General features: G+C 50.1%; 29 protein-coding genes. 18 read left to right on the top strand and 11 right to left on the bottom strand.

Annotation, left to right across the window (positions count from 1 at the left end):
• Positions 1-37: 37 nt before the first annotated feature.
• From HMPREF3143_RS16530 to HMPREF3143_RS16485, 10 genes are all read right to left on the bottom strand, one after another.
• Positions 38-295 carry an excisionase family protein gene (locus HMPREF3143_RS16530; protein ID WP_013097283.1) on the bottom strand — a complete coding sequence of 86 codons (258 nt, stop codon included), beginning with the start codon at positions 293-295 and terminating at the stop codon, positions 38-40.
• Positions 279-650 (bottom strand): hypothetical protein, encoded by a 372-nt coding sequence (locus tag HMPREF3143_RS16525; protein ID WP_062939324.1) that lies wholly within the window; start codon positions 648-650, stop codon positions 279-281. Before HMPREF3143_RS16525 ends, HMPREF3143_RS16530 begins: the two co-directional genes overlap by 17 nt.
• 2 nt (positions 651-652) lie before the next feature.
• On the bottom strand, positions 653-1,396 hold the full coding sequence (locus HMPREF3143_RS16520; protein WP_070533732.1) for an ORF6N domain-containing protein: 744 nt from the start codon (positions 1,394-1,396) through the stop codon (positions 653-655).
• Positions 1,397-1,407: 11 nt separating this feature from the next.
• Positions 1,408-1,986 (bottom strand): hypothetical protein, encoded by a 579-nt coding sequence (locus HMPREF3143_RS16515; RefSeq protein WP_070533730.1) that lies wholly within the window; start codon positions 1,984-1,986, stop codon positions 1,408-1,410.
• Positions 1,986-2,408, bottom strand: coding sequence for a hypothetical protein (locus HMPREF3143_RS16510; protein WP_070533728.1), 423 nt, complete (start codon positions 2,406-2,408; stop codon positions 1,986-1,988). The genes HMPREF3143_RS16515 and HMPREF3143_RS16510 overlap by 1 nt, the downstream gene beginning before the upstream one ends.
• Before the next feature lie 189 nt (positions 2,409-2,597).
• The gene (locus tag HMPREF3143_RS16505) at positions 2,598-3,005 is read right to left on the bottom strand and encodes a hypothetical protein (protein WP_070533725.1); all 408 of its coding nucleotides are present in this window, start codon (positions 3,003-3,005) and stop codon (positions 2,598-2,600) included.
• On the bottom strand, positions 2,998-3,219 hold the full coding sequence (locus HMPREF3143_RS16500) for a hypothetical protein (protein ID WP_070533723.1): 222 nt from the start codon (positions 3,217-3,219) through the stop codon (positions 2,998-3,000). Before HMPREF3143_RS16500 ends, HMPREF3143_RS16505 begins: the two co-directional genes overlap by 8 nt.
• A gap of 106 nt (positions 3,220-3,325) precedes the next feature.
• The gene (locus tag HMPREF3143_RS16495) at positions 3,326-3,712 is read right to left on the bottom strand and encodes a S24 family peptidase (protein WP_070533718.1); all 387 of its coding nucleotides are present in this window, start codon (positions 3,710-3,712) and stop codon (positions 3,326-3,328) included.
• A 77-nt stretch (positions 3,713-3,789) separates the two neighbouring features.
• Positions 3,790-4,083, bottom strand: coding sequence for a hypothetical protein (locus tag HMPREF3143_RS16490; RefSeq protein ID WP_070533716.1), 294 nt, complete (start codon positions 4,081-4,083; stop codon positions 3,790-3,792).
• A 171-nt stretch (positions 4,084-4,254) separates the two neighbouring features.
• Positions 4,255-4,947: an XRE family transcriptional regulator gene (locus HMPREF3143_RS16485; protein WP_023296237.1), complete on the bottom strand. Its 693-nt coding sequence runs from the start codon at positions 4,945-4,947 to the stop codon at positions 4,255-4,257.
• A 126-nt stretch (positions 4,948-5,073) separates the two neighbouring features.
• Between HMPREF3143_RS16485 and HMPREF3143_RS16480 the strand changes: the two genes are divergently transcribed.
• The 5 genes from HMPREF3143_RS16480 (at position 5,074) to HMPREF3143_RS16465 (ending at position 9,341) form a co-directional block, all read left to right on the top strand.
• The gene (locus HMPREF3143_RS16480; RefSeq protein ID WP_023296238.1) at positions 5,074-5,316 is read left to right on the top strand and encodes a transcriptional regulator; all 243 of its coding nucleotides are present in this window, start codon (positions 5,074-5,076) and stop codon (positions 5,314-5,316) included.
• Positions 5,317-5,394: 78 nt separating this feature from the next.
• The gene (locus HMPREF3143_RS25055; RefSeq protein WP_084832192.1) at positions 5,395-6,204 is read left to right on the top strand and encodes a helix-turn-helix domain-containing protein; all 810 of its coding nucleotides are present in this window, start codon (positions 5,395-5,397) and stop codon (positions 6,202-6,204) included.
• 15 nt (positions 6,205-6,219) lie between these two features.
• Positions 6,220-7,101 carry an ATP-binding protein gene (locus HMPREF3143_RS16475; protein ID WP_070533712.1) on the top strand — a complete coding sequence of 294 codons (882 nt, stop codon included), beginning with the start codon at positions 6,220-6,222 and terminating at the stop codon, positions 7,099-7,101.
• Positions 7,098-8,477, top strand: coding sequence for a replicative DNA helicase (locus HMPREF3143_RS16470; RefSeq protein WP_070533710.1), 1,380 nt, complete (start codon positions 7,098-7,100; stop codon positions 8,475-8,477). Before HMPREF3143_RS16475 ends, HMPREF3143_RS16470 begins: the two co-directional genes overlap by 4 nt.
• Before the next feature lie 27 nt (positions 8,478-8,504).
• Positions 8,505-9,341 carry an antitermination protein gene (locus HMPREF3143_RS16465; protein ID WP_070533708.1) on the top strand — a complete coding sequence of 279 codons (837 nt, stop codon included), beginning with the start codon at positions 8,505-8,507 and terminating at the stop codon, positions 9,339-9,341.
• Between the two features lie 111 nt (positions 9,342-9,452).
• Here HMPREF3143_RS16465 and HMPREF3143_RS16460 read toward each other — a convergent pair whose 3' ends face one another.
• Entirely contained in the window at positions 9,453-10,373 is a 921-nt protein-coding gene (locus HMPREF3143_RS16460) for a hypothetical protein (RefSeq protein WP_070533706.1), read from the bottom strand.
• Positions 10,374-10,517: 144 nt separating this feature from the next.
• Here HMPREF3143_RS16460 and HMPREF3143_RS16455 point away from each other — a divergent pair, with 144 nt between their 5' ends.
• The 13 genes from HMPREF3143_RS16455 (at position 10,518) to HMPREF3143_RS16395 (ending at position 19,665) form a co-directional block, all read left to right on the top strand.
• The gene (locus HMPREF3143_RS16455) at positions 10,518-10,904 is read left to right on the top strand and encodes a phage holin family protein (protein ID WP_001283165.1); all 387 of its coding nucleotides are present in this window, start codon (positions 10,518-10,520) and stop codon (positions 10,902-10,904) included.
• On the top strand, positions 10,891-11,172 hold the full coding sequence (locus tag HMPREF3143_RS16450; protein WP_065187067.1) for a phage holin family protein: 282 nt from the start codon (positions 10,891-10,893) through the stop codon (positions 11,170-11,172). The genes HMPREF3143_RS16455 and HMPREF3143_RS16450 overlap by 14 nt, the downstream gene beginning before the upstream one ends.
• Entirely contained in the window at positions 11,172-11,714 is a 543-nt protein-coding gene (locus tag HMPREF3143_RS16445; RefSeq protein ID WP_070533702.1) for a glycoside hydrolase family 108 protein, read from the top strand. Before HMPREF3143_RS16450 ends, HMPREF3143_RS16445 begins: the two co-directional genes overlap by 1 nt.
• Entirely contained in the window at positions 11,711-11,986 is a 276-nt protein-coding gene (locus HMPREF3143_RS16440; protein WP_070533700.1) for a DUF2681 domain-containing protein, read from the top strand. The genes HMPREF3143_RS16445 and HMPREF3143_RS16440 overlap by 4 nt, the downstream gene beginning before the upstream one ends.
• The gene (locus tag HMPREF3143_RS26010; protein ID WP_070533698.1) at positions 11,976-12,131 is read left to right on the top strand and encodes a hypothetical protein; all 156 of its coding nucleotides are present in this window, start codon (positions 11,976-11,978) and stop codon (positions 12,129-12,131) included. Before HMPREF3143_RS16440 ends, HMPREF3143_RS26010 begins: the two co-directional genes overlap by 11 nt.
• 227 nt (positions 12,132-12,358) lie before the next feature.
• Positions 12,359-12,625 carry a hypothetical protein gene (locus HMPREF3143_RS16430; protein WP_058671258.1) on the top strand — a complete coding sequence of 89 codons (267 nt, stop codon included), beginning with the start codon at positions 12,359-12,361 and terminating at the stop codon, positions 12,623-12,625.
• Positions 12,626-12,786: 161 nt separating this feature from the next.
• A complete protein-coding gene (locus tag HMPREF3143_RS16425) occupies positions 12,787-14,244 on the top strand; it encodes a glycosyltransferase family 2 protein (protein WP_070533696.1) in 1,458 nt (485 codons plus the stop codon).
• Positions 14,226-14,423 carry a hypothetical protein gene (locus tag HMPREF3143_RS16420; protein ID WP_047363387.1) on the top strand — a complete coding sequence of 66 codons (198 nt, stop codon included), beginning with the start codon at positions 14,226-14,228 and terminating at the stop codon, positions 14,421-14,423. Before HMPREF3143_RS16425 ends, HMPREF3143_RS16420 begins: the two co-directional genes overlap by 19 nt.
• A 630-nt stretch (positions 14,424-15,053) precedes the next feature.
• On the top strand, positions 15,054-15,644 hold the full coding sequence (locus HMPREF3143_RS16415) for a hypothetical protein (protein WP_045337495.1): 591 nt from the start codon (positions 15,054-15,056) through the stop codon (positions 15,642-15,644).
• Positions 15,644-15,994 carry an HNH endonuclease gene (locus HMPREF3143_RS25050; RefSeq protein ID WP_080327452.1) on the top strand — a complete coding sequence of 117 codons (351 nt, stop codon included), beginning with the start codon at positions 15,644-15,646 and terminating at the stop codon, positions 15,992-15,994. The genes HMPREF3143_RS16415 and HMPREF3143_RS25050 overlap by 1 nt, the downstream gene beginning before the upstream one ends.
• Positions 15,995-16,151: 157 nt before the next feature.
• Entirely contained in the window at positions 16,152-16,625 is a 474-nt protein-coding gene (locus HMPREF3143_RS16405; protein WP_070533694.1) for a phage terminase small subunit P27 family, read from the top strand.
• Positions 16,625-18,361 carry a terminase large subunit gene (locus HMPREF3143_RS16400; RefSeq protein WP_016063095.1) on the top strand — a complete coding sequence of 579 codons (1,737 nt, stop codon included), beginning with the start codon at positions 16,625-16,627 and terminating at the stop codon, positions 18,359-18,361. Before HMPREF3143_RS16405 ends, HMPREF3143_RS16400 begins: the two co-directional genes overlap by 1 nt.
• Positions 18,361-19,665 carry a phage portal protein gene (locus tag HMPREF3143_RS16395; RefSeq protein WP_070533692.1) on the top strand — a complete coding sequence of 435 codons (1,305 nt, stop codon included), beginning with the start codon at positions 18,361-18,363 and terminating at the stop codon, positions 19,663-19,665. The genes HMPREF3143_RS16400 and HMPREF3143_RS16395 overlap by 1 nt, the downstream gene beginning before the upstream one ends.
• The last annotated feature ends 6 nt before the right edge of the window (positions 19,666-19,671 follow it).

Raw genomic sequence — 19,671 nt, 5'->3', positions numbered from 1 at the left:
TCCTGACGTCCAGGAGCGTTGACGAGTGTACTGCTTTTCATGCTGTCTTCGCACCTGGTTGATTTTTTTTCTGCGCCTCGATCCACTGATCAACGGCTTTCCTGTTATACATGCATTCGCTCGAAGGCTTGGGATTACCATCTGGTGAAATGTGCAGGTACTCGCGGCCCAGCATCCAGGATTCTTTTCTGGCGCGGGTGATGGTTCCGGGCTTGAGCCCGGTAACCGCAATCAGAACCTTTTCGCTAACCCAGTCATTCGGCACCAGAAGAACGATTTCAGCACTGGTTTGCATGGATCTCCTCCATTTTCTCTTTAGCCAGACGCACGCAACGCGCAAAAGAGGAGGGCGTTACGATTTCGCGCAGAGCCTGAACCAGGAAGTCGTTGTGCTGCTGGTGCAGATCTATGTTGCGTTCTTTTTCCTCATGACGCAGGACTGCCAGACGGGCTGTGATGATGCGACGCTTCCCTTTGATCAGCCGCAGAGCGTTCTCTGCCTTTTTGCGCCATGTACTCCATTCACTGCTGCTGTTCGATTTCGCCAGTTGCTCTTCAATACTGAGCTGCGCTTCTTCTGCGTTAACAAGCTGCTGCAGGCAATCGCTGATAGTGTTCAGGTTGTCTGTCTCCACGAAGAATTTGTGCATTCTTAACCCTCCCATCCAATCGCCTGGAACAGGCCCATTTTAGGGTGATACCAGCGGGTGCCGCGCGGTTCAGCTTCTGACATCATCTGGAGAAACGCGGCCATAAACGGCTCCAGTTCGACGATAGCCCTACGTGACAACAGCCCGTCTGGAGTCATAAATTCGTGCGTGTCTGTCGGGATGCGGTAGGCATTGACCAAATTCCGGCACTTGGCGTCACTCATTCCGCTTTTGGCTACAACCTGGCGGTAACCGACATAACCGGCGCGCATGGTCCCGCGTTTGATGTTCTCCACAGCTTCTGTGACCGTTTCGATCTGCTCTTCAACATGATTCAGGCGCTTCTGCTGGCGAACGGCATCGGCGGCCATTGCGGCGATCATCTCGATTTCCGTCAGCGGCGCGCGAATGCGGAAATAGCTGTTAACCAGTTCTCGCTGAACCTGCCAGGCAAGATCATCGTTAAATGGCTTTGTCAACATCAGGTAGCCTGATTCGAAAAGCACAATCCCTGACGGTGCAAATTTAGAGAATGTCCCTTCCGGGAGGTCCGTACGTATTACGTCCGCACCTAATTCGGCATAATCCACACCGTTGATGAAATGCTCACGGTTTCGGTTGAATGCTGCACGAGCGGTTCCCTCCGGTCGCTGGTGGACTTCATCAATCATCGCCAGCGTCACAACGCGCTGACCGCGATACTCGACTGCCGGCAGCTGTTTGTTGTTGATCGTTACAGTGTTCACTTTCGTCCTCCTCAGTGCATAACCGGCATGTCAGGCATACCTTCTTTCTGAATCTGTTCAATGAAGCTGTCATGCAGGAGATTAAAACCTTCCCGCCCCATTTTTGAGAGTCGAAGCCCGTTCTCAGCGTCCGTATCTAGCATGTCCCGGTACATGCGCAGCGCCATCTGCTGGCCGAGTTCCTCACCGTATTTCTCAATAGCTAACCCTTCCACATGGCTTGCGAGTGCGAACCGCTCTGGCGCAGGATAAACACTGATTGAACCGTGCTGTCCGGAGTAGATAACTGCGGTGTCAAAACCTCCAGAATCGTTGGCAACCTCAACTGTGCCGTTCTTTGCCTGCTCCTCGGTAATGAAGACCGCAACAAGCATCCACCGCCAAATGATGATTTCTTTCTCGATGCCCGGGGTAAACCAGCCGCTTTCAATCGCTTCCATCACGCAAGCCAGCAGATCTAATCCATCCGGAATTCGTTTGTCATAGATGCCATTGTCGAGCTGGCGAACCGCGACGGAATAACCAATGACGCGGTTACCAAAACGGATGCCTGTTGATGTCGGCTCCGGAGTAAAGGCTGAAGCAATCATCAATACACTCCTTTAGGCTTGATGGCTTGAAGTGCATCGACCTCTTTAATGAACCGGTCATGCATCGCGTCCCATTTCTCACACCATTTCTCCATTTCTCGCTTGCGCGCCAGGATACGACGCAGACGGCGAACACAACGCTGGTGGGCCATGAAATACTCGTGGGTTACGCCGCCCCGCTGCCAACAGTTAAGTTCTGGCTTAAGAGGATGAACTGCCTGCACATCTGGGTGACGCTGCTCGAATCCTGAGCGCTCAAATGCTTCTGAAGTCATGAAGAACGCCAGATACCGGATCGCTGTGTCGCGGGTGAAGCATTTTTTAATGCGTCCGTGGCGTACTGCCACGAACAGCGGGCCAACTGGCGTATCGTGTTTCTGCAATGCCAGATCAATTGTGCTTACGGTGCGTTTATCGTTCATTTCCGGTCCTTAACTTTGCTGTATCGCTCGTGACTCATTACTTCCCAGTTCTTGCCGCCATCTCGGGATAGCAGCCGCCAGCGGTGATTAACCTTGAGGCTCAGGTTTCCGGAGCCATGCATACGGCAGGGATGTATGCGCCTTGCCCTGAACTGGCTTAAAACGTGTGCTGCTTTGAGGTGAACCCACTCAGGAATTCGTATCGCTGTAAGTGCCATCAGATCCCCCCATTTCATGACCGTCCGTTTTCGGAGCCTCAACTTTTTGGTTTTTGACGAACTCAACCAGCTCAGAAATGAGCTCGTCGATTAACTCCTTCCCGCTATCCGTAAGGAATTCTCCGCTGCCATTAACATCAACAGCGCTGCTGTAAATTCCCCTGATGGCTTTTACACCATCGACATTTCCGTACTCACTGAACGCAAGCCTTTCGAATTTTCGTAATAATCCATCGAGAAGAATCTCTGTTAACTCGACCGTGTTAATACCGCCTTTATTGAGCTTAATAACAAGGCAGTTACTGCCCGTTTTACGCTGGTGGCGTAATAACGCTGCCTTTAAAATTCGGCGGCGATATGTCTCGATTAATTTATCCATTTCGCTGTTCCTTCTCCAAACTCATAACTATTTCCTCTTCTTTTTCGGTCCATCCATGAATCTCAGCGTCGAGGTCATAAACCAGAGCGCATATTGTTTTGAGTTGAAATCTGTCTAGCTTTTCGTGATATTCAAATAATGTTTGCGACAAGCCGGACAACTTCTCCGCTTTGATATTCACTTCCTGAATATCCTGTCTTTTTAAAACACCCATAATTAACGACCATATTCTTTTTTAAGATAAAGACGAGCGATTACCTCGTAACCGCAGGCCGCATAAAGGCATGCTGTTCTATATGCCGATTTATCAATGATGAAAGTCATACGAAGCGCCTTACAGCCAAAGAAGCGACTACCCGACCGTGAATTTTGATTTCTTTCTGTTCATCGGTATTAAGGGTGAAAGTTTCGTAATGATGATTATCAGAGATGATTTTTAATGAGCCATCAGCTAATGGCTCAATTCTCTTAATGAAAAGGCATGTGCGACCAAAAGCATCCATTGTGTAAACATAAATGCCAGAGGTAAGCGCACGTCCACCGCAATCAACGAAAGCCACAACCTCGCATGGTTCGATGGTCGGTTGCATTGAATCACCTTCCATCCGGCAGCTTTGAACACGGTTGCCAAAGTCATTAATGTTGTCAGATCCGAACAGCATTTGAGGCGTTTTAACTGGCTGATTAATTGCGACGGAATTTTGCATTTTCATTTCCTCAGGGTGAGTTTTTCCCCACCCTAAAAGGTGTTAATTGTGATTAATTGAGTTAATTAATTGGTTAGTTAGCTAACAGAGAACATTTTTTTTATGTCGGGATGATCATCAATGATTTTTTTAGCATCAGCACATGCTTCATCGTATGACTTAAAGAAATCGACCAGGACGAAATAATTATCGATACGTTCGTAAACGGCGAACTCCATCTCACCAACAAATGTCGTATTAAATTGGTAATTAAATCCTTTCTCGCAAGGCTGCACAGCATAGCGATAAGACCAATGCGAATTCGCTGCTTTAAGCTTGGCGTGGATATCAAATGCCTGGCTCGGTGGTTTTGGTTGGGAGGTTGTTTTCATCTCATTGGCTCCGTTGTTTGCCGATGAAATGAGAATACTTAAGTATTAATTGAAGGTCAATGGTATTAATACAAAAAGAATAATAGCTTTCTTATGTATTTGTTATTGAAGATTATTTTAGTAATAAAAAAGCCGACACTATGGTCGGCTTGGTGCTTTTTTGGTAGCGGATCAGAAGATTGTTGATACCCAAAACAGCCTTCCTAAAACCTCAAGACTATCCATGTCTACTTCTTCGTCAGGGTATTCATCAGAGTTATAGCTTCTGATTGTCACCTTATCTGGCCCAGATCTGTAGAGGATTTTTAACCTTTTCCATCCACCTTGGTTGATGCCGTAAATTTTACCATCAACGATACGCTTGTCATGGCAGTTTATGGCAACAGTAGAGCCATCAGCGATCACTGGCTCCATGCTATTCCCGTGTGCAGCAAAGCATAGAACGCCATCACCATCACTATTAGCTCCCACCTTTCGCAATGTTGCTTTGGAAAACCTAAGTTTTTTGCCATTGTAATCATCATTAAGAGCGCTGCCATCTCCACATGCGAACTCGATATCCTTCAAGTAAGGCACCTCAACCTCATCATCCTCAAGCGGCGTTTGCTTATCCCATGGATCTATACCAAACATCCTTTGTTCTGGAGTTTTTGCGGGCCCCATGGTGCCTTCACCAGTGCTTAACCATATTGGATCTACATCCAACGCTTTGGCTATATCCACGATTTTTCCGCTGGACTGAGCTTTTCCTGAGGTTAGTTTTTGTATGGCCCCCTGGCTTACCCCAACCCTATGCGCTAATTGACTTTGAGTAGCCCCGGCATGAGCCATCGCCAGCCTTAGTCTTTCTGCAAGTGTGTTCATCTAAGTATCTCCGATTTCTGTGCATATTTAATACCACAGGATTAACCATGGCAAGCGGATAATACTTGATTAATTATTCCTTTGGTATTATTTTATATCTTTAATATTAATACTAAGGACTTTGTTATGACTGATGAGGTTTTTGAATCCCCAATGGCGAAAGCCGTGTACGTTGCTGGTGGGCAAAGTTCGCTTGCTAAAAAGGTTGGCGTTACGCAAGGAGCGGTCTGGAAGTGGGTCAGGGGGATCAAGAAAGTTTCTCCTGTCCATGCAGTGGCAGTCTCAAACGCAGTTAATGGAGTTGTTAAGCCTCATGAACTGCGTCCTGATTTGCCGACTCTTTTCCCGCACCCGGGCAATGAGGTGTGACATGTCACGGCATTATTTCGTCAGCGAACCTTTACTGGTGGCTGAATTCAGTAACGAAAATGAGTTGGCGGGTGTCGCATGAGCATGGAACTGATGGTTAAAGCAATGAAGGTCAAGGTGGGAAATCCACTGCGTAAGCTCGTGCTACTGAAGCTTGCAGATAACGCTAGTGACCATGGCGAGTGCTGGCCAAGCTATCAACATATCGCTGATCAGTGCGAAATCAGTAAGCGATCTGTGATGATTCACATTGATGCTTTATGTGAATGCGGCTTGGTAAAAAAAGAACTTCGCCCAGGTCCAAAAGGTAACTCAAGTAATGTATATCGCCTTGATTTCAGTAGTGCAGGAGATTCACTAGGGGGTAGTGCAAATCGTTCACTACCTGGTGCAGAAGATTCACCCCGTAGTGCAGGAGATTCACTAGGGGGTAGTGCAGGAGCTGCACCCAGAATCAGTCACTCTTTTGAACCAGTCAATGAATCAGTCATAGAACCTAAATATAACGGTTCATCTGATAACCATTCTGAAAATCGCTCTTCCAAAGAGAACTATTCCAAAGAGTTCGAGCAGGCATGGCAGGCATACCCTAAACGTGCTGGCGGTAATTCTAAAGCTGCCGCCTGGAAAGCCTGGAAAGCTCGAATCAAAGACGGTGTTAACACTGAGGCAATGCTGGCTGGTGTAAACCGTTATGCAGGTTATGTCCGTGCTACAGGTAGCGCCGGAACGCAGTACGTGAAACAGGCGGCGACGTTCTTTGGTCCCGATCGGCATTTCGAAGAGTCATGGCAGGCGCCATCTGGTTCGGTAAGCGATAGACCTGGTGGACTGCCGGTTTCGGGGTTTAGTGAACAAGACTATGGCCAATCAGACTGCAACTGGTAAGCAGGAGAAATCAAAATGCTGAGTATCAAACAACGCGAAGAAAGGGAAGCTCTTGTGGCAAAGCGCGAAGGGCTTCGTGAAGAGCTGGCGTTTGCTGTGGAACACAAAAAACCGTGGCAGTGGGGAAGCTGGGAGTCAGGGAACGTCCACGCCGCCGCCTGTGAAAAACATGGTGATTATCAGCGTATTTCCCTCACTGGAAAAGCCTATCGAGGCGTTGAAAATGTTAAGCACTCCCAATGCCCGGAGTGTGTGAAAGCGGAACTCGCTGGCATTGAATCCAGTCTGCGTACATTGCGAGTAGCCGACCTGATAGACAATGCCGGGATTGCACGACGGTTCGAAGCATGTGAATTCGATAACTACCAGGCCATCAATCAGGATGCCGCCAAAAATCTCGCGGCTTGTCAGCGTTATGCCAGCAGCTGGCCTGAGCGACTTAATGCCGGTACCGGGCTTGTTATGACCGGCAATTGCGGCACCGGCAAAAACCACCTGGCAGTGGCTATGGTAAAGAGCATCATCCGCGATCACCTTGCGAATGTGGAAATCACCGATGTCATGCGCCTCACCCGAGCGGTAAAAAGCACATGGCGCCACAATGCCGAAATGACCGAGGAAGAGGTCATTGAACGCTTTGCTTCACTGGATCTTCTGATTATCGACGAAGTTGGTGTTCAGTTCGGCAGCCCGACTGAAATGACCATCCTGCAGGAAATTATCAATGCCCGGTACGAAAGCATTTTGCCAACCATCCTGATCAGCAATCTCACATTTGACCAGCTGAAAGAGACTATTGGTGAGCGAATCGTGGACCGGGTTACAGATGGTGGCCGCAACCGTCTGGCATTTGGCTGGGGAAGTTTCCGTGCCATCGCGTCAGGAGTTGTAGCATGACTCCTGTCTGGAAAAATGAAGATCTGGAAGGTGCGGTGATCGGCGCAATTTTTCTGCGTGGAGCCGACCCTGAGGTACTGGATATTCTTTCCAGGGTGCCGGCCACCGCTTTCTCGGTACCGCAGTATCGGGAAATATATACTGGGATCTGCCGTCAGGCGCGTGGAGCTGGCGTTATTGACCCTGTACTGCTCTGCGAAAACATGCCAAAGCACAGCGCAATCATTATGGATTCGAGCCGTATCGCATGGGCCAAGTCGGCGCTTGTGTCCTACGTTGCCACGCTGGAGCGTAATGCAGCTGTTCGTGATGCCGAAGCTGTGATTGAAAGGGCGCTGGCTGATCTCCGGAGTGCTCACAACGGTGATGCGGCTTTATCGGCATTCAGGGCTGCACAGAACAGCATTGCCGCAATTTCTCTCGAAGAAAAGACCGTTCAGCCAGTTCATATCGACGACATTCTTCCTGCTGTAGTTGATCGGGTAGATGCACGCAACCGTGGCCTCGAAGAAGCCAGAAGCCTCATGACGGGTATTGAAGAGCTTGATGCAAAGACTGGCGGCATTGAACCAACAGACCTCGTGTTTATCGCTGCGCGACCGTCGATGGGTAAAACTGAATTTGCGCTGGATATCATCGACAAAGTTTCTGAGCAGGGCCGCGGTGTGCTGTTCTTCAGCATGGAAATGCCAAATATCCAGATCGGTGAGCGAATGGTATCTGCTGCGGGTGGTATGTCTGTTTCACGCCTGAAAAAGGCTGCTGATTTTGAGGATGAGGACTGGGCCAGGCTGACAAACGGTGTAGAACGGCTGACTGGTCGTAGCATCTGGATGGTTGATTCCACCGATCTGACAGTAGATCAGATTCAACAGATAGCTACCCGCCTGCAACTGGCGCATCCGGAAATAGCGCTGGTGGTGGTGGATTATCTGGCACTCATCAAAATCGAAAGCACTGCACGATATGACCTTGCCGTCGGCGAGGTGTCAAAAGGACTCAAACGTCTGGCTAAATCTAATAAAACGCCGGTGCTTGCCCTGAGCCAGCTTTCTCGTGGCGTTGAGTCGCGGCCCAATAAGCGACCAATGAACTCAGACCTCAAAAACTCGGGTGAGATCGAGGCAGATGCTGATCTAATCATGATGCTTTACCGCGACGAAGTTTATAACCCTGAGTCTCCAGCGAAAGGGATCGCGGAAATTAACGTGACCAAACAGCGAAACGGTGAACTAGGCACGATTTACCGTCGATTCTATAACGGGCACTTCCTGCCAATTGACCAGGAGTTAGCAAAGCAGCGTTCGGCGCCACAGCAGAAAACTCAAACCAGACGATACGCAAAAGATAGGCAATCCAGCAATGCAGACTATTAAAACCATTAAAACAGCGGGGGCAAGCGCATGAAACTGGAAGCATCACTCAAACATTTTAGCCCTCAGGGGATGCACATCAGCGGCGACGTGAAGGGAACCTCTCCTGATCGTCTCACCGGCACCGATGTTATGGTGGCCATTGGTACCACCAGCAGCCGCGCGCGCTTCGGTATGGCGGCGTTCTTCGGTAAAGCGGGAATCAGCAAAACGGATGAACAGCTCGCAGTTCAGGCGCTGGCGCGATATGCGATGGATATCGCACCGAAGAATGTTCGCAAAGCAGCTGGTGGTCAGTTCGGATGGTGTATGCAGATATTGGCACAATTTGCCTTTGCTGATTACTCACGTTCTGCGGCTACCAGCGTGACGTGTCACAGTTGCAGTGGTACCGGACGAACAACCCGCGAGCAGATTATCCGCAAGGTTTCGTACCCATGGGGTAAAGCTCCATACTGGGCCTGCCGCTCTCGTGCTGTTCGACCGTCTGACTGGGAGCAGTGGACGGAGGTAACAGAGGTTGTACCGGCGGTCTGTGATGCTTGCGATGGCAAGGGAACGATCAGCGCCCGTTGTCGTTGCGGCGGTAAAGGCGAGGTTCTAGACCGCAAGGCCACAAGCGAGCGCGGCGCTCCGGTGTTTAAAACCTGCGAGCGCTGTAGCGGAAATGGATTTTCTGCGGTGCCGTCTACCGCAGCCTATAAAGTGATACTGAAGCGCGTTCCGGATCTGCACGTCAGAACATGGACTCGCAACTGGAAACCGTTTCTTGAGGCGCTGATAAGCATTTGCCAGCAAGAGGAGGGGAAGGCGGCAAGGGAATTTCAGGCTGTAACCAGTAGCTGTGAAGAAAGCAGTAAAGTTTAGTTTTTTCACTACATAAAGCTTGATTTTGTCCGAAGTTGTCATGTATGCTTCTAATCATGCGGAGTAACGCCTAAAAGATTTCAACATGAAGCCCCTCTCGGGGCTTTTTCATTACTTAAGCCAACCTAAAAAGCCCATAAAGTTTTTAAGCTCGATTTCTTCTGCTGTCGAAGAGTATTTTATTTTATTTGCTATAGGTAGTAGGTTCTTTTTAGTTAAGAACTTACCAGCTTGATGTTTTAGATTTTTTAATTGTTTGATTCGTTCTTCAATTGTGGCCGCGATTCTGGCAGTTTCAGCAATCTCAGGGCTTGGTGCTGTCGATAGGTCAATGGTGCGAATTTTTTTGATGTCTTCACTTATAGATACAAATAAATTTCGAAGGTTATTTTCGGGTAGTAGCACATGGGTAAATGATACTTTCCCCATGTCGTACTCGCTTGTTGCCTCTCCAGAATCCCGCATATGCTTATTCATTGCAAAAAGAATGGTTCTTGTCTTCTTATCAGTTTCAACTTCTGAAAGAGTCACAAAGCCACTCTGATTTTTTTCTAATAGACGGATTTCTGCAGCACCAAGCCTGCCAGAAAAATTGGAGTTTTTACTTTTTTCAATAGCAAACGACAGATAATCGATAGTGGGCTTGACGCTTCGTAGCGCTTCAATATTTTTTTTCCATGCATCACACTTATCTTTTGCGGTGCAAATAATTTCTCGGTTTGTTTCGATCTCCATGAATTTATTGAAACTGAGAACATTTTCACCAAACTCAACTCCAAATTCGTTTTTTCCACATTTGTTGCCGATGTTGGTTTCTATGCCTCTTGAGGTTTTGACGATGTAACCCATTTGGTGTGGCTGGTTGCATCCAGTTAAACCACAGTGGATTTCTTCCTTAAATTTATAGTAACCAATAATCTCCTCAAACTGATGATCGCCTTTTGCTATTTTGGCAACAAAATTTGGTCTTGAAGTGATTAGCTCCCAGTCGTCAACTTTTTCGCTGCCATTTTCTGTTCGAAGAAAAATCATGAATCGCTCCATTCGATAGTGGACCGTTTATTTTATCGCCATGCAATTGAGATCACCATATCTTAGTTTCACTTTTGAAATTGATTCGTTTGGCGGCCTTACTTCCCCTCATATTGAGAGGATTCACTGCATTGAGGGGGACCGATGTCCGATCCAATTTCCGGCACTGGCTTAGCCGGTGGTGCTCTGACGGGCGCCAGTATCTATGGCCTGCTTACAGGTACCGATTATGGTGTGGTGTTTGGCGCATTTGCAGGAGCCGTATTCTACATCGCTACAGCGGCTGATCTGAGTGCAACCCGCAGACTGGCGTATTTCATAGTGTCGTACATTGCCGGGATCTTATGTTCCGGTCTGGTAGGCTCAAAGCTGTCTGCCTGGACTGGTTATAGTGATAAACCGCTGGATGCCATCGGTGCCGTAATCATTTCTGCATTAGCCGTTAAAATCCTGACGTTCCTGAACAACCAGGATGTCGGCTCGCTGGTGGCGCTGATAACGCGCCGGGGAGGTTCAGGTGGTACTAAATGATCCAACTGCAACATTAAACGCTCTGCTCTGTGCTGGGGTGGTGATTACTCTGATGTTTTATCGTCGGGGTGATTCCCGGCACCGTCCGTGGGTTTCGCGTTTAGCCTGGCTAATTACTGTCACGTACAGTGCTGTGCCCCTGGCCTACTTGTGCGGGATTTATCCTCATTCGTCATGGGCCACTATTGGGGCCAACATCATTTTCCTTTCCGTGCTGGTGGCCGTCAGAGGCAACGTTGCGCGCCTGGTTGATCATCTGAGGCACTAATGACCAAAGACGAAATTTTTAATGCCATCCTCGGCAAAGAGGGCGGGTACGTTAATCATCCCGACGACAAAGGCGGCCCAACAAACTGGGGGATCACGCAAGCGGTAGCTCGCGCTCACGGTTACAACGGTGATATGCGCAACCTTACCCGCCAGCAGGCGCTGGATATCCTGACTGCTGACTACTGGACAGGGCCACGATTCGACCTTGTTTCTGAGGTATCACCAGCCATCGCTGCCGAACTCTGCGACACAGGCGTAAACATGGGCCCATCGGTGCAGACCAAATGGTTTCAGCGTTGGCTGAACGTGTTCAACATTCAGGGCACGCTCTATCCCGATCTGATTGCAGATGGTTTTATTGGTCCGCGAACTATCAGCGCGTTAAAAAGCTATCTTTCCCGGCGCGGAAAAGAGGGTGAGCTGGTAATGCTTCGGGCCCTGAATTGTAGCCAGGGTCAGCGTTATCTCGAGCTGGCAGAACAGCGCAGCGCGAACGAGGCGTTTGTTTATGGCTGGGTAAAGGAGCGGGTGGTTATATGACGCTTGAGATGATTACCGGACTCGTTGTCGCGGTTTTTGCTGCTATTGCCGCCGCGTTTGGCCTGGGTCATTCACGCGGCACCAGCAAAGCGGAAGCGAAAGCAGACCTGCAGCGCACCGAAGAAAAGGCCGCAGCCACTGAAGCAGTAGCCGAACGCCGGGTAGAGACAACGAAAGAGGCCAGCAATGTACAGCAGACTGTTAACCGCATGCCTGATGACGATGTTGATCGCGAGCTGCGTAACACGTGGAAGCGTCCCGATGGTGGTTGATACCGCCTGTGACTGGGTAAAGCCAATCTACCTGACTGATCACGACATCGACGTTATGGACCGCCAGACGAAGAAAGACATACTGGCGCATAACAAAGCGTGGCAGGCGAACTGCCAGAAACCAAAAGAAGTGAGGTCCAAGTGATCGCAACCATCGGAACCATTCTTGTTTGGGCTCTAATCGTTATTGCTGGGGCTGCTGGACTGCTATTCGCTTTCATCGGGTTTATGTTTTTTATCAGTTGGCCGAAGGGGCGCTGACCTTTAAGGCGTTACAGCATGCATTCCCCGAGTGCCTGCGATAATGGAAAAAACATTTTTGACATAACCCATTTGGTGGGAGGATAGCATTCCACACAAACAGGAGGTTTTATGTTGAAAGGTATTAGTGCTTTAGATAAATGGCTTGCTCGCTCCACATGGCATACAGGGCATCCTATCGATATGGGAATATTTTATAGTGCTGTAAAAGAAATTATTTCCCAAAACCCAAATGTCCTACTGCACGAATCCGAGATTGCCGCTTACATCAAAAGCTCACAGTCCGGGAAACTCGAAGCGAGTGAGCTTGAGCGCTTGGCAAAAGAGTATTCGCAAAAAGCAGAGTTAATTTCTGATTATGTAATTCTCGCTAAGTAATCCGTTTAAAAATTAAGTAGCCACTGGTATTCGCCGGTGGCTTTTTTTTATGCGCATCGCACGCGCACATCAAAGAAAGTCTTTCAGCTGTGAGCCTGGGCAAACCGTTAACTTTCGGCGGCTTTGCCGTGCGACAGGCTCACGTCTAAAAGGAAAATCAAATGCAGGTCACTATTGATGGTGTCCCGTATGCACCCGCCTGCGCAAATTCATCGCGGATTGGCATTGCAATAACGACACACCAACGCCCCGACGTTCTGAAACGAGCTCTCGAACAGCACATGACGCACCTGCCAGCCGGCGCGCTGGTGGTTGTTATCGATGATGGTTCGAAACCTGCCGCTGTAGTGCCCGACGGCGTGCGGCTGCTTCGCCATGAAACATCACTCGGCATTGTTGCTTCGAAGAACGCCAGCCTGTCAGCCCTGATGGATGCAGGGTGCGAGCATCTGTTTTTATGGGATGATGACGCCTGGCCCATCGCCGATAACTGGCACCTGCCATATATCGAATCTCCAGAGCCGCACCTGGCTTATCAGTTTCTCGATCTGGCAGGTCCGCGAAAGATTAACGATATGACCGTTTTGTACCGGGATGATAAGCATATTGCTTACACCGGGCAGCGCGGTGTGATGCTGTACTACCACCGCAGTGCCATCGAGAAGGTTGGCGGATTCGATCCGGTATACGGTCGAGGCATGTACGAACATCCTGACTTGGCCCTTCGGATTCACAATGCTGGTTTAACGTCTTGGGCGTTTGCTGATGTGGTTGGCTCTGAAAAGCTGATTCACTCAATGGACGAGTACGAAGAAGGCGCGCGCAGCATACCGAGACCAGAACGTGAAGCGCTCGATAAAAAGAACGCCGTGATTTACGGGCAGCGCCGGGATTCAGGATATACAGGCCATGCCGAATATCGATCTCAGCGCGACGTGGTAATCACAACGTTGCTTACCAGCCAGCCAGACCCGCAGCGCGGTACGAAAATGGCGGCCGCACCTGACATGCTGGCTAAATGGGCCTCATCACTTCGGAATTGTGGTCGTATCGCGCTGGTGGATGAACTGCAGACGGCGCCGGCAGACGTCGAGTTGTATCGCGTTCCTGATGTAAAGATGAATGTCTACTTTCGGCGTTGGCTGCATATCTGGCAGCACCTGCGCGATCACCCTGAATACCGGTTCGTCTGGTGTACCGATGGTACCGATGTCGAAATGCTCCGCGCACCGTGGGAAGAAATGCAGCCCGGTACTGTTTACGTCGGTTCTGAACCGAAGACCTACGCCGACACCTGGGCAAAGCAGAATCATCCTGAGCGCATCTATCAGGAGTTCATTGAAGCGCACCGCAACGCTGTGATGCTAAACGCTGGTCTGCTGGGTGGCACCCGCGCTGATGTTATGGCGTTCGCTCACGGCATCATCCGTCTTTACTACCGGATCGAGAGTTATCGTTTCTGGAAGAAAGAACAGGCTGGCGCCGCGGTGGGTGACATGCTGGCGTTCGGTATTGTCGCTCATTCATTCGCAGGAAAGGTTATTACCGGACCTCATGTGCACACTGTTTTCAAAACTGATGGGATCGGTAAGGAGGCCGCATGGTGGAAACACAAATGAAAGGCATTTTGATAGAAAGCGATCCGAGATTAATGAACGGTCTGGATGCAGTTGATACGAATTGCATTGCAAAACTGAGACGCATCCAGACTGTTAAGTTTTGGAAGGAAAAAAAATCTGAAACCAGCAACGTTAATCTTTTTCCGGGAGAGTTTGTGCATGCCGAGCATGAAAAATAAGTGTTTTCATAGCTTGTCTTCCCTCTCGTAGGTTCATTGTTTTCAATGATGGCTTTAGGAGATCGTTAACCTCAGACAAAGCATTAGTAAATCCTGACCGGGTAGGAATGGAGGTTTGAACAGATACGTCATTCAATACAAGAGTGGCCATTGCTTCCATAACATTTATGTTGAGTAATGACGAAACATCTTGAGCCGTTAATGGTTGAAAAATGAAATTATGACCATCTGTTTTGATTAACACCTTCGATTTATCAGGACGCATTTCTTCATTCACAAAAGGCATTATTCGCCACCCACAGTACCAATTACGACAAACGCCAGGTCTGGAGTTGTAGATTGCGCAGCCTTTCACTGAAGATAGGTGGGGGCACGGTACATCTGCTTTTTTCGTTAGCTCAGGTTCTTCAATACGAAGAGAAATGCAACACACTGAGCATTCACTACAGGTTCGTTCAGGGATTAAGTGTTTATCAAGTGACATGACCACCTCGTAATTCACTTTAAAAATTGTAGTTAGCCTAAATTTCTAGGCGTGATAACACCATACAATATCTGTGGTCATGAAAAAATTACACCCTGATATTCTGACAGTAGCCGCCATCGTGCGGCTTTTTTATTGGAGGTTCGCTGGTGGCTGAAGACATAAAGTTTGTGGTGGTCGGCCATCACATCCGCGTAGGGCAAGCGCAACGGCTTGCTGCGCTGCTGGATGCTCATCTACTGGTGGATGATAGTAACCATGGTGCGAACTGGAATCATCGGCGCGCTATCGAGTGGGCAGCCGAGCAGCCTTGCCGTGTAGTGGTGTTGGAAGACGACGCGCTGCCGGTACATGGATTCACCGATAAGGTCACTGACTGGCTGGCTCGTTTTCCTGACGACATGCTGAGCTTTTATCTCGGCACCGGCCGACCGCCGCAGTATCAGAAAGAGATAGCCGACTGGCTGATTGTTGCAGATAAGTCACGCGCAGACTTCATCACGCTTCAGCGTCTGATACACGGGGTCTGCTACAGCATCCCGCCTCAAAGCGTCAGCCGTGTGCTGTCTCAATGGGACCGCAGCAAGCCTGCTGATTATGCCGTGGGTGATGCCTATGGCGGCGCTGTGGTCTATCCATGCTACTCGCTGGTAGATCATGCCGACGGCGAATCGGTTGAGCGTCACCCTGACTCAGCGCCACGAACAGAACGCCGCCGGGCGTGGAGGTTAGCCTGATGCCTGCGTTAATACCGAGAGCATGCCGCAAGCGTGGCTGCCCTGGCACAACCACTGACCGCTCAGGCTATTGTCCCAAGCACCTTAACGAAGGCTGGCAGCAGCATCAGCGAGGACAGAGCAGGCATCAGCGAGGTTATGGCAGCAAGTGGGACAGGCTGCGCCCAATCGTTCTCGACAGAGACAAACACCTTTGTCAGGAATGTCTGCGAAATGGACGGTATACACCCGCTAAGACGGTGGACCACATCACCGCCAAAGCAAATGGGGGGACCGATGACCTGTCCAACCTCGAAAGCCTCTGCAAGCCTTGCCACAGGGCGAAGACAGCGGTCGAAAGACTCAAATGACATCAATTCTCATTTGAATCGACAGAGAGGGAGGGCGGGTTGAAAGTTCAGGAACGACGCGCCAAAGGACCGCCGCCTAACCTCTTTTCACATCGCCGCAGGTTAGAAAACTTTTTTATGGGGTCCCCCACTCGATGATTAATAGGAGTTTTCGATTATGTCTGGACCACCGAAAACCCCGACCCATCTACGTTTGGTGAGGGGTAACCCATCTAAACGCCCGATCAATGAGAACGAACCAAAACCCCCTTCAGGGGTACCCCCAACGCCGAAGCATTTCGACAAGCAGGGGAAATACTGGTTTAAACGGATGGCCGACGAGCTTGATGCTATCGGTGTGATGTCTCAGCTTGATGCCAGAGCCCTTGAGCTGCTGGTTGAGGCCTATACCGAATACCGGCATCACTGCGACACGCTTGAAGTTGAGGGCTACACCTACCGGACCAAAACGCAGAGCGGGGATGTGCTGATCAAGGCTCACCCGGCGGCCATCATGAAAGCTGATGCCTGGAAACGTCTGCGCGCCATGCTCGGTGAGTTTGGCATGACGCCAGCAAGCCGTTCTAAGGTGAATGCCAAAGGTCCTGATGTGGTTGATCCGCTGACCGAGTTTATGAAAGCGAGGGATTAATGGCTAAGGTTGCAGAAGGCATCCGCTACGCCGAGAGGGTGGTGGCGGGGGAAATTATTGCCTGTGAGTATGTGCGCCTTGCCTGTCAGCGTTTTCTTGACGATCTGGCACATGGCGAAGAGCGCGGTATTTTCTTCAGTGAACCGCGCGCGCAGCACATTCTGAATTTCTATAATTTTGTACCTCACGTAAAAGGCGCACTGGCAGGACAGCCTATTGAGCTGATGGACTGGCACGTTTTCATCCTGATTAATATTTTTGGTTTCGTTATCCCGCTGGTTAACGAAGAAACGGGAGAAACCGTCCTGCGTAACGACGGTAGCGGTCGTCCAGTAATGGTTCGGCGCTTTCGTACAGCAGATGTTGAGGTGGCCCGTAAAAATGCCAAATCAACTCTTTGCTCCGGCGTGGGGCTTTATATGGCTGGTGCCGACGGCGAGGGCGGTGCGGAGGTTTATTCCGCTGCAACCACCCGTGACCAGGCACGAATTGTTTTTGAAGACGCGAAAAATATGGTCAAGAAGGCGAAAGCCACGCTTGGGCGGATCTTCGAATTCAACAAGCTCGCTATCTACCAGGAGCAAACGGCCTCCAAGTTCGAGCCATTATCATCAGATGCGAACAACCTCGATGGTCTGAACATCCACTGCGCTATCGTCGACGAGCTGCATGCTCACAAAACCCGTGACGTCTGGGACGTTCTGGAGACGGCAACCGGCGCGCGTCTGCAATCGCTGCTTTTCGGTATCACCACCGCCGGTTTCAACAAAGAAGGCATCTGCTACGAATTGCGTGATTACGCCATCAAGGTGCTGCGTGGGCTGGTAAAAGACGATACGTTTTTTGCCATCATCTACACCTTAGATGAAGGTGACGATCCCTTTGATGAAAAAGTCTGGCAGAAGGCGAATCCGGGGCTGGGTATCTGTAAGCGCTGGGATGACCTGCGCCGCCTGGCTAAAAAGGCGAAAGAGCAGGTTTCGGCCAGAATTAACTTTTTCACCAAGCACATGAATATCTGGGTTACCGCTGAGTCAGCCTGGATGGACATGATGAAATGGGAGAAATGCGAGTTTATCGCCCCGCAGCACGAACTTAAAACCTATCCCTCCTGGGTGGGCGTTGACCTGTCAAACAAAATTGATATCTGTGCGGCCGCGAAAGTCTGGCGGGCGCCAGATGGCCACGTTCATGCGGATTTCAAATTCTGGCTACCGGAAGGACGCCTTGAGAAATGTTCACGCCAGATGGCAGAGCTCTATCGTAAGTGGGCCGGGATGGACAAGCTGATCCTTACCGACGGTGATGTAATCGACCATGCTCAGATTAAGGAAGAGCTACAGCTGTGGGTTGCTGGCGAGAGCCTGAAAGAAATTGGCTTCGACCCGTGGAGTGCGACGCAGTTCAGCCTTGCGCTGGCAGAAGAAGGGCTGCCGCTGGTGGAAGTGCCGCAGACGGTTCGCAATTTCTCTGAGGCGATGAAAGAGGTCGAAGCGCTGGTGTACGGTGGCCGCTTCCATCACAGCGATCACCCGGTGATGAACTGGATGATGTCCAACGTAACCGTCAAACCGGACCGGAACGAGAACATATTCCCGAATAAGTCCACACCTGAGGCCAAGATTGATGGCCCTGCGGCCTTGTTCACAGCAATGAGCCGCGTTCTGGTTAACGGTGGCAACGACCAGCAGGATCTCTCCGGATTCTTCAATAATCCCATCATGGTAGGTTTCTGATGAAAAAAAACAAACAGCCAGGCAGGGTGAAAAGCGCTCTGCTTAACTGGCTTGGTGTGCCTATCAGCCTGACTACCGGCACGTTCTGGGAGGAATGGTTTGGCACCAGCAGCAGCGGAAAGGTAGTCACGGCCGATAAAGCCATCCAGCTATCGGCTGTGTGGGCATGTGTTAGACTGTTAAGCGAGTCTATTTCAACCCTTCCGCTTAAAATATACGTTCGACAGCCTGACGGTTCGCGTAAAGCGGCAACCGATCATCCGGCCTATTCGATACTGTGCCGCCGACCCAATTCAGAAATGACACCATCACGCTTTATGTTGATGGTGGTCGCCAGTATTTGCCTGCGCGGGAACGCCTTCATTGAGAAGAAATTCATCGCAAACCGCCTAGTTTCGCTGGTGCCTTTACTGCCGCAGAACATGGTGGTTAAACGCCTCACTACCGGGGCGCTGGAATACAAATACACCGAAAACGGTAGCGAACGCGTTATTCCCGTCAAAAACATCATGCATATTCGCGGGTTCGGTCTGGATGGCGTTTGCGGCATGATGCCGATGAAGACTGGACGGGATGTGATCGGTTCTGCGATGGCGGTAGAAGAGTCTGCGGCAAAAATATTCGAGCAAGGGTTACAGAGTTCTGGCTTCCTGACAGCGGAGCAAGCATTAAACGATGAGCAGAGGGAAAGGCTCCGGGAATACATGGCAAAGTTCACCGGTTCAAAGAATGCCGGAAAAATAATGGTGCTGGAGGGAGGGCTCAAGTACCAGGGCGTTACCATGAATCCTGAAGACGCCCAGATGCTGGAAAGCCGCTCATTCAGTATTGAGGAAATCTGCCGCTGGTTTCGGGTGCCTCCTTTCATGGTTGGCCACACCACGAAACAAAGCAGCTGGGCATCCAGCCTGGAAGGGATGAACCTGCAGTTTCTGACTCATACCCTTCGACCGCTGCTGGTGAATATTGAGCAGGAAATTGGCCGGTGCTTACTCGACAGCGATGACGAAGTGTTTGCAGAATTCTCTGTTGAAGGTCTACTGCGAGCCGATAGTGCCGGTCGCGCGGCATACTATACCAGCGCGCTTCAAAATGGCTGGATGTCCCGTAATGACGTTCGTCGTCTTGAAAACATGCCGCCGATTGAAGGGGGCGATATTTACACCGTTCAGCTCAACCTGACGCAACTGAAAAATCTCGAAAGCAGCAACCCTGCTGTTCAGGCCCTTGCTCTGCGAGAGCTGCATAACCACGTTTTCCCCGACATTTCCTTTGAGCAATCTCCGCTGAAACAGGCCGCTTAGGAGCAC

The sequence above is a fragment of the Enterobacter sp. HMSC16D10 genome (genome assembly GCF_001807145.1).
Classification (GTDB): domain Bacteria; phylum Pseudomonadota; class Gammaproteobacteria; order Enterobacterales; family Enterobacteriaceae; genus Enterobacter; species Enterobacter roggenkampii.
This window is presented reverse-complemented; position numbering and strand designations above follow the sequence as displayed.

What these genes read in the sequence shown, in the direction of transcription:
- HMPREF3143_RS16485 (WP_023296237.1), bottom strand. Translation starts at nt 4,947, where the DNA reads ATGAACACACTTGCAGAAAGACTAAGGCTGGCGATGGCTCATGCCGGG.
- HMPREF3143_RS16460 (WP_070533706.1), bottom strand. Translation starts at nt 10,373, where the DNA reads ATGATTTTTCTTCGAACAGAAAATGGCAGCGAAAAAGTTGACGACTGG.
- HMPREF3143_RS16500 (WP_070533723.1), bottom strand. Translation starts at nt 3,219, where the DNA reads ATGGGTGTTTTAAAAAGACAGGATATTCAGGAAGTGAATATCAAAGCG.
- HMPREF3143_RS16515 (WP_070533730.1), bottom strand. Translation starts at nt 1,986, where the DNA reads ATGATTGCTTCAGCCTTTACTCCGGAGCCGACATCAACAGGCATCCGT.
- HMPREF3143_RS16395 (WP_070533692.1), top strand. Translation starts at nt 18,361, where the DNA reads ATGAAAAAAAACAAACAGCCAGGCAGGGTGAAAAGCGCTCTGCTTAAC.
- HMPREF3143_RS16475 (WP_070533712.1), top strand. Translation starts at nt 6,220, where the DNA reads ATGCTGAGTATCAAACAACGCGAAGAAAGGGAAGCTCTTGTGGCAAAG.
- HMPREF3143_RS16530 (WP_013097283.1), bottom strand. Translation starts at nt 295, where the DNA reads ATGCAAACCAGTGCTGAAATCGTTCTTCTGGTGCCGAATGACTGGGTT.
- HMPREF3143_RS16420 (WP_047363387.1), top strand. Translation starts at nt 14,226, where the DNA reads ATGGTGGAAACACAAATGAAAGGCATTTTGATAGAAAGCGATCCGAGA.
- HMPREF3143_RS16510 (WP_070533728.1), bottom strand. Translation starts at nt 2,408, where the DNA reads ATGAACGATAAACGCACCGTAAGCACAATTGATCTGGCATTGCAGAAA.
- HMPREF3143_RS16490 (WP_070533716.1), bottom strand. Translation starts at nt 4,083, where the DNA reads ATGAAAACAACCTCCCAACCAAAACCACCGAGCCAGGCATTTGATATC.
- HMPREF3143_RS25055 (WP_084832192.1), top strand. Translation starts at nt 5,395, where the DNA reads ATGAGCATGGAACTGATGGTTAAAGCAATGAAGGTCAAGGTGGGAAAT.
- HMPREF3143_RS16465 (WP_070533708.1), top strand. Translation starts at nt 8,505, where the DNA reads ATGAAACTGGAAGCATCACTCAAACATTTTAGCCCTCAGGGGATGCAC.
- HMPREF3143_RS16445 (WP_070533702.1), top strand. Translation starts at nt 11,172, where the DNA reads ATGACCAAAGACGAAATTTTTAATGCCATCCTCGGCAAAGAGGGCGGG.
- HMPREF3143_RS16440 (WP_070533700.1), top strand. Translation starts at nt 11,711, where the DNA reads ATGACGCTTGAGATGATTACCGGACTCGTTGTCGCGGTTTTTGCTGCT.
- HMPREF3143_RS16480 (WP_023296238.1), top strand. Translation starts at nt 5,074, where the DNA reads ATGACTGATGAGGTTTTTGAATCCCCAATGGCGAAAGCCGTGTACGTT.
- HMPREF3143_RS16495 (WP_070533718.1), bottom strand. Translation starts at nt 3,712, where the DNA reads ATGCAAAATTCCGTCGCAATTAATCAGCCAGTTAAAACGCCTCAAATG.
- HMPREF3143_RS16405 (WP_070533694.1), top strand. Translation starts at nt 16,152, where the DNA reads ATGTCTGGACCACCGAAAACCCCGACCCATCTACGTTTGGTGAGGGGT.
- HMPREF3143_RS16470 (WP_070533710.1), top strand. Translation starts at nt 7,098, where the DNA reads ATGACTCCTGTCTGGAAAAATGAAGATCTGGAAGGTGCGGTGATCGGC.
- HMPREF3143_RS16505 (WP_070533725.1), bottom strand. Translation starts at nt 3,005, where the DNA reads ATGGATAAATTAATCGAGACATATCGCCGCCGAATTTTAAAGGCAGCG.
- HMPREF3143_RS25050 (WP_080327452.1), top strand. Translation starts at nt 15,644, where the DNA reads ATGCCTGCGTTAATACCGAGAGCATGCCGCAAGCGTGGCTGCCCTGGC.
- HMPREF3143_RS16425 (WP_070533696.1), top strand. Translation starts at nt 12,787, where the DNA reads ATGCAGGTCACTATTGATGGTGTCCCGTATGCACCCGCCTGCGCAAAT.
- HMPREF3143_RS16430 (WP_058671258.1), top strand. Translation starts at nt 12,359, where the DNA reads ATGTTGAAAGGTATTAGTGCTTTAGATAAATGGCTTGCTCGCTCCACA.
- HMPREF3143_RS26010 (WP_070533698.1), top strand. Translation starts at nt 11,976, where the DNA reads ATGGTGGTTGATACCGCCTGTGACTGGGTAAAGCCAATCTACCTGACT.
- HMPREF3143_RS16455 (WP_001283165.1), top strand. Translation starts at nt 10,518, where the DNA reads ATGTCCGATCCAATTTCCGGCACTGGCTTAGCCGGTGGTGCTCTGACG.
- HMPREF3143_RS16525 (WP_062939324.1), bottom strand. Translation starts at nt 650, where the DNA reads ATGCACAAATTCTTCGTGGAGACAGACAACCTGAACACTATCAGCGAT.
- HMPREF3143_RS16400 (WP_016063095.1), top strand. Translation starts at nt 16,625, where the DNA reads ATGGCTAAGGTTGCAGAAGGCATCCGCTACGCCGAGAGGGTGGTGGCG.